Source organism: Aestuariibacter salexigens DSM 15300, from assembly GCF_000429145.1.
GTDB lineage: Bacteria > Pseudomonadota > Gammaproteobacteria > Enterobacterales > Alteromonadaceae > Aestuariibacter > Aestuariibacter salexigens.
Map to the genome: position 1 here is coordinate 1 of NZ_AUBH01000003.1, position 12841 is coordinate 12841.

At 49.9% G+C, this 12841-nt stretch carries 12 protein-coding genes; 9 read left to right on the forward strand and 3 right to left on the reverse strand.

Translation table 11 applies throughout. The features are described 5' to 3' along the window. A partial coding sequence (locus G441_RS0105785; protein ID WP_026375468.1) for an integrase core domain-containing protein occupies positions 1–275 on the forward strand: 275 nt, incomplete at its 5' end. Positions 276–331: 56 nt separating this feature from the next. Here G441_RS0105785 and G441_RS0105790 read toward each other — a convergent pair. From G441_RS0105790 to fadI, 3 genes are all read right to left on the reverse strand, one after another. After that, the gene (locus G441_RS0105790) at positions 332–529 is read right to left on the reverse strand and encodes a hypothetical protein (protein ID WP_026375469.1); all 198 of its coding nucleotides are present in this window, start codon (positions 527–529) and stop codon (positions 332–334) included. 156 nt (positions 530–685) lie between these two features. Further along, positions 686–2830, reverse strand: a complete 2145-nt coding sequence (fadJ, locus tag G441_RS0105795) for a fatty acid oxidation complex subunit alpha FadJ (protein WP_026375470.1) — start codon at positions 2828–2830, stop codon at positions 686–688. A gap of 1 nt (position 2831) precedes the next feature. Next, entirely contained in the window at positions 2832–4142 is a 1311-nt protein-coding gene (gene fadI, locus G441_RS0105800) for an acetyl-CoA C-acyltransferase FadI (protein ID WP_026375471.1), read from the reverse strand. A gap of 343 nt (positions 4143–4485) precedes the next feature. On the opposite strand from fadI, the gene G441_RS0105805 reads away from it, so the two are divergent. From G441_RS0105805 to G441_RS0105840, 8 genes are all read left to right on the forward strand, one after another. Continuing rightward, positions 4486–5442 carry an AAA family ATPase gene (locus G441_RS0105805; protein ID WP_026375472.1) on the forward strand — a complete coding sequence of 319 codons (957 nt, stop codon included), beginning with the start codon at positions 4486–4488 and terminating at the stop codon, positions 5440–5442. A gap of 15 nt (positions 5443–5457) precedes the next feature. Further along, positions 5458–6417 carry a DUF58 domain-containing protein gene (locus G441_RS0105810; RefSeq protein ID WP_026375473.1) on the forward strand — a complete coding sequence of 320 codons (960 nt, stop codon included), beginning with the start codon at positions 5458–5460 and terminating at the stop codon, positions 6415–6417. A 2-nt stretch (positions 6418–6419) separates the two neighbouring features. After that, on the forward strand, positions 6420–6911 hold the full coding sequence (locus tag G441_RS18055) for a DUF4381 domain-containing protein (protein ID WP_051275383.1): 492 nt from the start codon (positions 6420–6422) through the stop codon (positions 6909–6911). Continuing rightward, the gene (locus G441_RS0105820; RefSeq protein WP_026375474.1) at positions 6904–7923 is read left to right on the forward strand and encodes a vWA domain-containing protein; all 1020 of its coding nucleotides are present in this window, start codon (positions 6904–6906) and stop codon (positions 7921–7923) included. Before G441_RS18055 ends, G441_RS0105820 begins: the two co-directional genes overlap by 8 nt. After that, positions 7916–9739: a vWA domain-containing protein gene (locus G441_RS0105825; protein ID WP_026375475.1), complete on the forward strand. Its 1824-nt coding sequence runs from the start codon at positions 7916–7918 to the stop codon at positions 9737–9739. The genes G441_RS0105820 and G441_RS0105825 overlap by 8 nt, the downstream gene beginning before the upstream one ends. Next, positions 9739–11430: a BatD family protein gene (locus G441_RS0105830; RefSeq protein ID WP_034474625.1), complete on the forward strand. Its 1692-nt coding sequence runs from the start codon at positions 9739–9741 to the stop codon at positions 11428–11430. Before G441_RS0105825 ends, G441_RS0105830 begins: the two co-directional genes overlap by 1 nt. Before the next feature lie 110 nt (positions 11431–11540). Next, on the forward strand, positions 11541–12053 hold the full coding sequence (locus G441_RS0105835; RefSeq protein ID WP_240485092.1) for a sigma-70 family RNA polymerase sigma factor: 513 nt from the start codon (positions 11541–11543) through the stop codon (positions 12051–12053). Continuing rightward, positions 12046–12753: a DUF3379 family protein gene (locus G441_RS0105840; RefSeq protein ID WP_026375478.1), complete on the forward strand. Its 708-nt coding sequence runs from the start codon at positions 12046–12048 to the stop codon at positions 12751–12753. Before G441_RS0105835 ends, G441_RS0105840 begins: the two co-directional genes overlap by 8 nt. The last annotated feature ends 88 nt before the right edge of the window (positions 12754–12841 follow it).

The window sequence follows — 12841 nt, forward strand, 5'->3', positions numbered from 1 at the left end:
ATAGAGGAGCACAATACTGCTCCAAAGAGTATCAGCGACTGCACATTAAACATGGAATCATATGTTCTATGACTGACGGATATGATTGTTATCAGAACGCATTAGCCGAGCGAATAAACGGAATACTCAAAATGGAATACCTAGTAACGAAGCCAAGGGATCTGGAAGAAGCAAAGAAAATGGTGGCAGAGTCAGTAGCGCTCTATAATGAGCAAAGGCCACATATGGCCTTAAAATACAAAACGCCCGATGAAGTACACCGGGCGTTTACGTAACCTAAAAAGTGTCAATTTATTTTAGGACTAGTCATATAACTGATATGGGCGACGAACTAGGCGCGCAAGTAGATATTACCGAACCCTTGCGAGCGACGCAGTGCTACGTGCTTCTGAATCGAAAATAACGGCAGCAGCAATGGACCAAATACTAATCCAGCCATCGCCCAGCGCTTCGCTCTCAGGCCGTTCTTGAAACCATTCACGTAGTAAAATGTGCTGCTTACGATAAATGCGAAGACTACTGCAATCACTGTCTATTTCCTGTCTGCAACAACGGTTGCTTTTTGCGCAACGATTAAACAAAGTGGCGATATTATAGTCATTTTTTAAGAGTTAACTAGTACTTTTAAGGCTTTAACGAAAAAATCCGGCAAAAGCCGGATTTTTTACATATCTTTAACACTCTACTAATAGAATGTTTTCTTTTCCGACGCCATGTCCTTCAACACTGACGCAGGGGCATATTTTTCGCCCAGCAAACGGTGGTAATGCTCAAGACGCTCTACTACCTTGTCGAGGCCGAGTGAATCCATGTAGCGGAACGGTCCTCCCAGGAACGGCGGGAATCCGATACCGAAAATTGCGCCAATATCACCATCTCTGGCATTTCTGATTACTCCCTCCTCTAAACACATGGCCGCTTCGTTCAACATCAGTAATACACATCGCTCGGCTACTTCGGTGGCGGACAACGTCTGATTTACCGAGATACCTAGCAAAGAGTAGATGGATTCATCAACAAGTTTGCCCGGTTTCTTGCCCGTATAGTCATAAAAGCCCTTGCCGTTTTTCTTACCTTTACGGCCATCATCAAGTACTTTTTCAAATACGGCAGGTGCTTCAAACCGGTCACCAAATTGGTTGACCAGAATAGGGATAATCTTTGTCCCTACGTCAATGCCCACCTCATCGAGCAGCTTGACCGGACCAACTGGAAAACCGAATTTCACTAGCGCTTTGTCGACGTACTCAATAGGCTCTCCAGACAATACGAGGCTGGCAGCCTGATTCATGTAGGGTGCCAGAATCCGGTTTACATAAAACCCAGCGCCATCCTTTACAACGATCGGCGTTTTACCCTGCCGTCTGGCAAACTCAACGGTGGTAGATATGGTTTGATCTGACGTCTTGTCTGTCGCGATAACTTCCGCCAATGGCATTTTGTCGACTGGCGAAAAGTAATGCAGACCTATCACAAGCTCAGGACGCTGCGCTTTCTCTGCGATCTGACCAATAGGAATTGACGAGGTATTCGAGGCAAAGATGGTTTGCTCGGTGGTGTATTGTTCCACATCTGCAACCATTTTCTGTTTCAACTCAACATCCTCAAACACCGCTTCAATAACCATGTCCGTGTCTTTAAAGCCGCTGTAATCCAGTGAACCTGTCAATCTGGATAACTGCTGCTGCATTTCAGCTTTCAGCATAAAACGTCGTTTGACCTTTTTATTCAAAAGGTCATAGCTGTACTTCATTGCATTCGCAATACCCTGTGGATTGATATCCTTGATCCGGGCCAGTACCCCGGCTTTTGTGACACTGACGAAGGCAATACCACCGCCCATCAGACCGCCACCAAGGATCCCCACTTTACGCACTTTTGCAGGTTCAACATTTTCAACGCCGGTTTCTTTTTTCATTTCCGTAGTGGCAAAGAAAATATTGCGCAGCTGCTTTGACTCCGGCGTCATAACCAACTGGCCGAAATGTTTGGCTTCGACTGCCATCCCCGCTTTTATGCCCTTGGACAGTCCAACTTCAATGCAGTCGATAATTTTTGGCGGCGAGGGGTAATTCCCCTTGGTTTTCGCCAGCGTTTGCTTTCTCGCCTGCTTAAACAGAATGTTGCGGCCTGCCGAGGTATTTTCCAGAAACTTATTCACCAAGCTAAGCTTTCGCTCGCGTCGCTTTGGTTTGCCTTTACTGGCCATTTCAATAGCAACATCAAGCAAGATACTGTGTGGCACCATGTCGTCCACTATGCCGTATTTACGCGCCTGCTTGGCCTTCACCGCGGCACCAGTCAGCATCATTTTCATAGCTTGCTGAATACCGATAAGTCTCGGTAAACGCTGTGTCCCACCACTACCTGGCAGCAGGCCAAGCTGTACTTCAGGCAAACCTAATTGCGTAATGGAAGCGTCACTGCACACGCGGCCATGACAGGCCAGCGCCAGCTCAAGACCGCCACCCAATGCAGGTCCGTGGATCGCGGCAATCACCGGGATACGCATTTCTTCGATACGCTGAAATACGTCCTGACCACCCTTAGAAAGCGCTTCAGCCTGATCCGCCGATTCACACGCCGCCAGCATTGAAATATCTGCACCTGCCACAAATGATGATGGCTTACCACTGGTCAGAACCAGTCCTTTAATGCTTTTATCTGCCTCAATGTGATCGAGCACTTTGGTAATATCTTCCCCAAACTCCTGTTTGAGGGTGTTCATACTCTCACCGGGCACGTCCATGCTGAGGATTGCAATGCCGTCATCCCGAGTGGTCAGGGTAAATGCGCCCTGTTCGATTACCGGTTGTTGTTGGTCACTCATATTATTCTGTCTCCACAATCATTGCCGCACCCAGTCCACCGGCCGCGCACGCGGTCAGTAATCCTGTTCCGCCACCGCGTCGTTGTAATTCGTTTAACATCTGCGTGATCATTCTGGTGCCGGTTGCAGCGAACGGGTGACCATAGGCAATTGAACTGCCCATGACATTAAACTTATCCATGTCAATCTCGCCCGTTGCTTTATCTCTGCCCAATTTTTCCTGGGCGAATTTGTCACTGGCAAACATTTTGACATTGGCCAGGGTTTGCGCAGCAAACGCTTCATGCATTTCAATCAGCGTCAGGTCGTTGAGCGTCATACCCGCACGGTCAAGTGCCAGAGGCGTGGCATAGGACGGCCCCATCAGCATATCTTCCCAGACATCAATAGCGGCGAACGCATAACTTTTAATGTAACCAAGAGGGGTATAACCCAATGCTTTGGCCCGCGACTCTGTCATCATCAATACCGCAGACGCACCATCTGTTAACGGCGTGGCGTTGGCAGCGGTAACCGTGCCGTGCTTTTTATCGAATACCGGACGTAATTTGGCATACCCAGCCAAATCCGATTCAAAGCGAATGTTGTTATCTTTGTCGAGCGCGCCTTTGAATGGCTCTGCATAGGCCACCATGACTTCATTGGCAAGCTTACCTTCGTTCCAGCTCTGTGCCGCCAGCGAGTGTGAGCGGTGGGCTAATTTATCTTGCTCTTGTCGACTAATCTGATGGGATTTAGCCATTTGTTCAGCCGTCTGTCCCATCGATAACCCGGTAGAGTATTCGGCGACAGCAGGAGGAACCGGCATTAAGTCTTTAATCCCTAACTTTTTAAAGATCGCCCATTTCTGGCCTAACGTTTTGGCCTTTTGTAAATCAACCAGCGCGCGGGCCAGCTTTTTCGACACACCAATTGGCGACACTGATGTTGAATCTGCACCACCTGCAACACCAATTTCAATGTTGCCGGTCAGCATGGACTCCGCAATATTTACCGTAGACTGGAATGAGGTTGCACATGCACGAGACACAGAATAGGCATCCACATGCACGCCCATGCCAGTGCCTAACACAATCTCCCGCGCAATGTTAGGCGCTTCAGGCATTTGTACGACCTGACCATACACGACCTGTTCCACAAGTTTCGGATCAAGGTTATGACGCACAAGCATTTCATTGACGACCATTTTTCCAAGGTCTACGGCGGGCACACCATGGAAATACGTTGCCATCTTGGCGAATGGTGTTCTGAGTCCTGCTACGATGGCAATGCGATCGCCCTGAGCAGTTTTTACATTTTGTTTTGCAACCATACATTTAACCTATGTTTTGCGCGGTCTTTATTTAGATAAATCAGCAAACAGCTTAACGCCTAACATGCGACATTTATCAAGTGGTCTGACCTGTTAAGCCATCGATTCTACAGATTGCTGACATAAAAGCAAAGGCTTGCTACCAATCAACCAAACAATGCGGTGGAATAAAAATCCCCTGTTTCGATTACGTGATACATTGATATTCTGTTTTGGAACCTTATATGTATCTTCGTGTCAGTAAACCCGAGAGCATTACTGATTTACACACGTGCAGACTCAATTGTAGGACAAATTATTGTCACGATAAGAAGTACACTGAGCAAACAGGATTAATAACAACATGGCTGCAGAGCAGTTTACGCAACTACAGACCTATTTAGATTCTCAGGTTATTGGCCAGACGGCGCTAACGAAAAACTTACTTATCGCCTTATTGGCGGACGGTCACTTATTGGTTGAAGGCCCCCCTGGACTGGCAAAAACTCGCGCAGTGAATGCGCTGGCGAATGGTATCGAGGGCGACTTTCATCGCGTGCAGTTTACCCCTGACCTGTTGCCTGCTGACCTCACTGGTACGGATATCTATCGTCCGGAAAATGGCAGCTTTGTTTTTCAGCAAGGGCCGTTGTTCCATAATTTGGTATTGGCCGATGAAATCAACCGAGCCCCTGCAAAAGTGCAATCGGCGTTATTGGAGGCGATGGCTGAACGACAAATAACGGTTGGCAATAAGACCTATCAGCTGCCCGATTTATTTCTGGTCATGGCCACGCAAAACCCAATCGAACAGGAAGGCACCTACCCGCTTCCAGAAGCACAGCTCGATCGATTCCTGATGCATTTGGAGATTGATTACCCTAATGCACAAACTGAGCTTGAGATATTGCGTCTGACCCGTGGCGAAGCCCTTAGTCATGCACCTGCAACAGCCCCTACATTGCGTCAGCAGGATATTTTTGAGGCACGTCAGCAGGCATTAAGCATTCACCTTGCACCCGCACTGGAGGAGTATTTGGTACAGCTGATCATTGCCACGCGACAGCCACAGCGCTTCGACGCAAAAATGGCAAACTGGATCGAGTTTGGCGCCAGCCCCAGGGCAACGATATCGTTGGACCGATGTGCACGTGCCCATGCCTGGCTGTCTGGTCGCGATTTTGTTGGACCAGATGACATTCAGGCAGTGTTTCATAATGTGCTGCGTCATCGTTTGTTACTTACCTACGAGGCAGAAGCGGAAGGTATTAACCGCAATCAGGTGCTCGATACAATTTTATCTAACGTCGCCGTGCCCTAACGAGATATCTTGTCAATGCTGGACCAGAGTTTATTGCAATGGCTTGAAGAGCATCACTGTGACGGCGTGAATCTGAACGTCGCCGAGTTATTGCAGTATCAAAATAAAACATCGCTCATTGACCTTGCGCCGCGCCGCACTGTGCAGGCCAAGCTGGCTGGCTCATATCTGACGCGGACCAAAGGCCGGGGCATGGAATTTGATGAGGCTCGCCATTACCAGCCAGGTGACGATATTCGTGCTATCGACTGGCGCGTCACGGCCAGAACGGGGAAAACGCACACCAAGCTGTTTCGTGAAGAAAAAGAGCGGCCAGTATTCGTGGTCGCAGACCTGAGCCAGAGCATGCGGTTCGGCACTCAATTACTGTTCAAGTCGGTTCAGTGCGCACATTTATCAGCATTGATTGCTTGGGCTGCGCAAAAACGCGGTGACAGAATCGGCGGCATTATTTTCAACCAACATCAGCATAAGGAATTTAAGCCACAGACAAGACATCGCGCTGTTCTGGCATTGTGTCATGGTTTGCTGGCGCTTCACGGTGACGATAGCGATAAAGAACCAACAAGTTCTACTTCGCTGGCAGACGCATTAGCCCGTACGCGGCGTCTCGCCAAACCAGGCAGCACGGTTTACGTCCTGTCAGATTTTTCGCAGCTGGATAATATTTGCGTACAACATCTAACTCAACTATCCCGGCATTGTGAAGTCGTCGCGTTTTCAATTTCAGATCCTTTTGAGCATCAGTTACCTGACGTGGCAACGCCACAGAGTGTATTGGTTACGGACGGGCGCAATGACCAGCGCATTGTGCTGGGTGATAAACAACAGTCTGACGACTACGCCAGACAGCATAGCCAGCATTTTGAAAACATTGCCCATCAGTTACGTCTGGCTAACGTTCGTGTGTTACCTATTTGTGCCGGAAAGCCTTTGGCTGACCAGGTTCAGTTTGGCAAGAAGGGAAAGCGCTGACGATGGATCCATTATCCCAATTGCGCGACATTCACCTCGGTAACACTATCAGTTGGTGGCCTCTGGCATATGGCTGGTGGATAGCATTATGTTTTAGCGTGATTGTCATCGGTGCGGTAACGTGGTTCATCATCAGACGGCGTCAACTACTGCGTGCCAGGCGCGCAGCACTGCTTGAATTACAAGCCATAGATACGTCTGCCCCGGACGCGGCAACGCGTATTAATCAGCTTCTCAAACGCGTTGCGATGCATTACTACCCCGATGCGGGGGTATCAGCCTTATATGGCGATGAGTGGACCGCGTTTCTGGCCAGTACGGGCCGTGACAAAGAGGCGCTCGCAACGGTCATTAAACAGGCGCAGGTCGGTCTTTATCAACCCAATTGGCAGGCGGATTGTGATGCGTTTCAGCGCGCTGGTGAGGAGTGGATTAAAGGCGCCATCACCACGAGCATTGCGCGTCGTGCGGAAAAGGACAGGCGCTATGTTTGAGTTTGTCTGGTGGTGGGCGCTACTGGCGTTGCCTTTACCCTTACTAGCACTGCTCCTTCCAGCTAAGCAACGCGGCGATACGGCAGCGCTGCGAGTGCCTTCGCTAACTCCTGAGCTGACGTCGGTTAAAAGGAAAAGAGGGCGTTCCCGACTTAATCTGATACTCGCGGTTATTGCCTGGCTGGCGCTGGTGCTTGCCGCTGCGCGCCCACAATGGTTGGGTGAACCTATTAGTATTCCCAGCGAAGGCCGCGATCTGATGATCGCGGTAGATTTATCCGGCAGCATGAAAATAGATGATATGGAAGTCAATGGTCGACAGGTCAATCGCCTCGTTATGATTAAGTCTGTGCTGGCGGACTTTATACAGCGTCGTGTCGGCGACAGATTAGGGCTTATCCTGTTTGCAGATACCGCTTATCTTCAGGCCCCTCTCACCTACGACCGGGATACGGTGGAGCAGTTACTTAATGAAGCGGTAATTGGCCTGGTCGGTGAACAAACCGCCATTGGTGACGCCATAGGGTTATCGATTAAACGGTTTGAACAACACGACAATTCTAACCGCGTATTAATTCTGCTCACCGATGGTCAGAATACTGCAGGTAATATTACCCCAGAGCAGGCTAAGGAGCTGGCGGTTAATAACGACGTGACGGTTTATACCATTGGTGTAGGGGCAGATAGCATGTTGATGCAGAGCTTCTTCGGACAACGGGTGGTTAATCCGTCTCAAGAACTCGATGAACAGATGCTCACCGACATTGCGACCAGCACAGGCGGCCAGTATTTTCGTGCCCGGGATGCTCAGTCGCTGGAACAAATTTATCTCACCCTGGACGAACTTGAACCGATTGCCCGTGAAACCCGTCAAATGCGCCCGCTACAAGCACTATTTTACTACCCTCTAGGACTGGCGCTTGCACTCACCGTATTCATTGCTCTGCGGCCGCTGGGTTCTCAGGCTGCATGGATGATCAAAAAGACCTGGAGGCAGACACAGCATGATTGACTGGCAGGCCTTTCACTTTATCCGTCCGGAATGGCTGATAGCATTGCTACCGCTGCTCCTTGTTCTACTGGCGTTACGGTATGTAAGCTTTCGTCAGAGCGGCTGGCAGGGCGTATTGTCTGCACACCTTTACAAACATCTGATACGGGCCACGGCCAGTAGCGCCGCCCGTCCTCCGCTGGCATTAATTGGCATCGCCTGGACCATTGCTACACTGGCGCTTGCTGGTCCTACGTGGGAGCGATTGCCGCAGCCGGTTTATCAGCTTGAGGCAGGTAAAGTCATCGTTATGGACATGTCGATGTCAATGCGTGCTACCGACGTCACACCCGATAGATTAACGCGTGCACGTTTTAAAGCCATTGATTTGCTCAACAGTATGCGTGAGGGAGATACGGGTCTGGTTGCCTACGCTGGCGATGCGTTCACTATCAGTCCATTAACTTCTGACGTGAAAAACCTGACGGCACTGATACCCAGCCTGAGACCGGAAATTATGCCCGTGGCTGGCAGTGACCCTTACAGTGGCTTACTGACGGCGATAGAGTTATTACGTAGCGCCGGCTACCAGCAAGGCGACTTGATATGGATCACCGACGGCGTTGAATTTGCACAAATAGACGAACTTGTCGAGCTGATTAATGACTCTCCTTATACCCTTTCTATCCTCGCTATCGGCACGGCACAAGGAGCACCAATCAGATTGCTAGATGGCGATCTGCTTAAGGACGCCAGTGGCGCTATTGTCGTGCCTAAGCTCAATATGAGCATGCTCAGCGGGCTAGCCTCACGAACTGGTGGCAGAGCCGTTGCGCTGCAGTCTGATGATTCCGATATCGACTATCTGCTGGAGCGAGACCGGCGGGGTGAAGACGTAAAGGAATCGGGTGACGATGAGCAACAACCTGTCGGAGACGAGTGGAAGGAAATGGGTCCTTACCTGGTACTGTTGTTACTTCCTTTGGCTGCCTATGCATTCAGACGGGGGCTATTAGCCTGTTTCATTTTAACCTGTTTACTCCCTCTCTCTTCCCCTCCTGTGAGCGCAGCACAGTGGTGGGATGAACTTTGGAAAACCGGCGATCAGAGAGGGATCAGTTCATTTGAACAAGGTAACTTCGATCATGCAGCCCGACAGTTTGACGATCCACTCTGGCAAGGCAGTGCGCATTATCGAGCAGGAAACTATGAACAGGCATTAGAGGCCTTTAGTCAGGTGCAAAATGCCGACGGTTTGTATAATCAGGGCAATGCTTTAGCCAAACTAGGTCAGTACGAACAGGCCATTGCAGCGTACGATCAGGCGTTGGCGCTTGATCCTGGTCATGAAGATGCGCAGGCTAACAAGGAACTGCTTGAACAGCTTAAGCAACAGCAGGATGAACAGCAGCAACAGGACCAGCAGAATCAACAGCAGCAAGACCAGCAGCAGGGACAAGACCAGCAGGAGCAACAACAAAATAACAACCAGCAATCCGAAAACGGCGAGCAGTCTCAGTCGCAACAGCAGGATCCTTCACAGCAGAACCAGTCCCAGCAAAATCAGCAACAGGGACAACAACAGGAGCAGCAATCGGATGCGGAGCAGGCTGAACAGCAACAACAAGATGATGCCGAGATGCAACAGCAGGAGTCCCCACAATCGGCGGCAGAACAAGAGCTGACTGATGAGCAGCGTGAGCAGATGCAACGCATGCAGAATTTGTTACGCAAAGTGCCTGACGACCCGGCATATTTGTTACAACGCAAGATGCAACTTGAATATCAACAACGCCAACGAGAGCGGTTGCCCACCCAATTGAGGAAAGACTGGTAATGAGACACGCATTAATACTGACAGCCTGCGCAGCCATCGCTTTTTTCAGTAATCTTGTTTACGCGGTAACAGAGGTCACCGCCAGCGTTGACAAAAATCCACTGATGGTCGACGAGTCGCTAACCCTGACAGTGATTGCGAATGATGACGTAGACCGTAGCGCTTTTGATCCTTCCGTGTTACTGAGCGATTTTGTAGTAGGACGCACTGCCGTCAGTAGTCAGACTAAAATGGTTAATTTTTCTACCACTCGCTCGACCCAGTGGACCACCACGCTTATCCCGCGCAGAGAGGGCACGATAACCATTCCGGCTTTGACAATACAGGGCGTTAGCACTGACCCCATCCAGCTAACCGTTTTACCGGTAAGCAGTAACAACGCTAATGGTGATGGACGCGATATCTTTGTGACTACCGATATCGACAAATCACAGGTGTATCTGCAACAACAGATCACCTATACCGTAAAGCTACACCTGGCAGTAGAGCTACAGCGCGGCAGTCTGCAGGCCCCGCAACTGGCGCAGGCGGAAATTCGCCAGCTTGGCGAAGACAGGGAATACACAGACATTATCAATGGCAAACGTTATCGCGTAATCGAACGACAATTCGCCATTCTGCCACAGCAAAGCGGCGAATTTAATGTCGATGGCCCGCTGTTCGAAGGTGAAGTACTGGCCAATGACCGTCGCTCTTTCGGCTTTTTCAATCGTACACGCAACGTCAACCGGGTCGGTCCATCGCAGCAGATTACCGTATTGCCCATTCCGTCTACCATTAACGACCACTGGCTACCCAGCGAAATGGTGCAGTTAAATGAGGAATGGCCAAACCAGGCACAGCAGTTTGTGGTCGGTGAACCTGTTACACGTACGCTGACCCTGACTGCGCTGGGCGTGAGTGAAGAGCAATTGCCCGCGATGGATGCGCTTTATCCACCGGCAATCAAAACCTATCCGGATCAGGCGACGACATCAACGCTGGACAGAGACGGTATGTTGGTGGCACAGCGTGTGGAAAGTCTTGCACTGATCCCCTCAGAGCCAGGTCTTTTTGTTTTGCCGGAAGTCAAAGTCGCGTGGTTTAATACCCTCACCGAGAAAACCGAATACGCCACGGTACCAGCCAGAAGCATTACCGTTGCGCCTGCGAGCAACGCGACATCGGCTCCTCCACCTGTTGCCCAACCACAACCTCAGGCAGCAGACGTCGACACGTCACCCATTGTCTCAAGTGACACGGTGGCCAGTATCACAAACTCGTGGTGGTCATTTAGCAGTTGGGTATTGCTGGCATTGTGGTTAATCACTTTGTCACTGTGGTTTGCCACTTCACGCAAGTCACCAGCATCAAACCGCCCAGAACCACCTGCCTCTGCCAATGAAAAACAGGCCTGGTCGGGTGTTGAGAAAGCATTAAAAACATCAAGTGCTGACGCGATGATTATCGCCATCGAAAAATGGTTAGGAGTAGTGTTCGAACGCCCTCACCTCCCACTTGGACGTCTTATTGATGACATTCATGATGCTCAAGCACTGCAACAGCTGAATCGTCTGCTGGCAAGCAAATACGCCAGTCAGCCAACAAATGTGCAGGTAAAAGAATTAAAAAACGCACTGCATAATCTGCGCGCCAGCGCCGTTCATCAGCCAAAACATCATCATGGACTGGCACCGCTTTATCCGCAGTAATGGCTGAATGGTGCCGTTATTCTGGCGCCAGCTTTCTTGCGTAATCGGCATGATGTAATAAATTGTCGTTACGACGAAAGCGAACAGCACCTGCCCCGGTCCTCAACAACATGACAACAAGACAACAACGCTATGAAGCATTGGTCAACGCGCTGCACGCAGATGTGTTTCGCTATGCTTACTGGCTGGTAAAAGATAAAGCGGTGGCTGAAGACATTGTTCAGGAAACCTTCCTGCGTGCCTGGAAATCGCTGGATTCGTTGAAAGACGACAAGGCCGCAAAATCATGGCTGATCACCATATTGCGACGGGAAAATGCCAGACGATTTGAGCGCAAGCAGTTCGATCTCGTGGACATTGATGAGGTAGCCGTCAGTGATACCCAATTATCCAGCGATACTGAGCTGGAGCACCGTGAATTGCGCCGTCTGATGGCAGGCTTGAGTGAAGAATACCGAGAGCCTTTGATGTTACAGATCCTGTTTGGTTACAGCGGCGAGGAAATTGCGGCACAGCTGGACTTGAACAAGAATACCGTTATGACACGTTTATTCCGCGCTCGTAATCAAATCAAAGAGGCCCTGGAAAACCCTGATAACGACAGAGAGGTGAAAAATGGATGATTTAAATTTCCGCCGCACCATTTATGCAGACCCTGACTGTCGCGACAAGGCGGTTAAAAAGGCAGCGCAGGACGATCCTGCAAAGCAGGCGTTCTGGCAAGATATCAAACAGCTTGATAATAAATTAGCGCAAGCCGCTCGCGTCCCGGTACCGGAAGATCTGGCTGATAAATTGATTTTAAAACAGTCTATGCAAACCTTTACCAGGCAAAAGAAAACACATCGCACCGTATGGGGACTGGCTGCCAGTGCTTTATTGGCGATTGGCCTGACGTTTACCCTGATACAACCTGTGGTGTCACACAGCATGGCGGACGATGTGTTAGCCCATGTGCATGGTTCAACTTCTTATGAGTTAAGTGCTAATGGTGACATTCCTCTTCAACAGGTGAATGCACAGTTGGCAAGGTTCGGCGGTAATTTGGCCGGAGAAATTGGACGCATTTTCTCTGCCAACTATTGTACGATAAATCGGGTCAAAACCCTGCACCTGGTGGTTGAGGGTGAGCGCGGCCGCTTTACCGTATTTGTTATGCCCGCTGAACTAAGTCAGGAACTTGACGCACAGTTCGCCGATCAGGAATTTGCCGGACAGACAGTGACACTTCAACAAGCAAAGTTAGTCATAGTCAGTGATAAAGGTGAAGCTATTGAGCCGTTTCGCGAGAAACTGAGACAAAAAATGCTCTTTTCAGCCTAAGTACAATGATGCGGTGGCATCAGGATGGTTGCACCACTCATCCTGACAACTGTGGTACGATTGCCCGATAACAATAATAAAGGGCTTT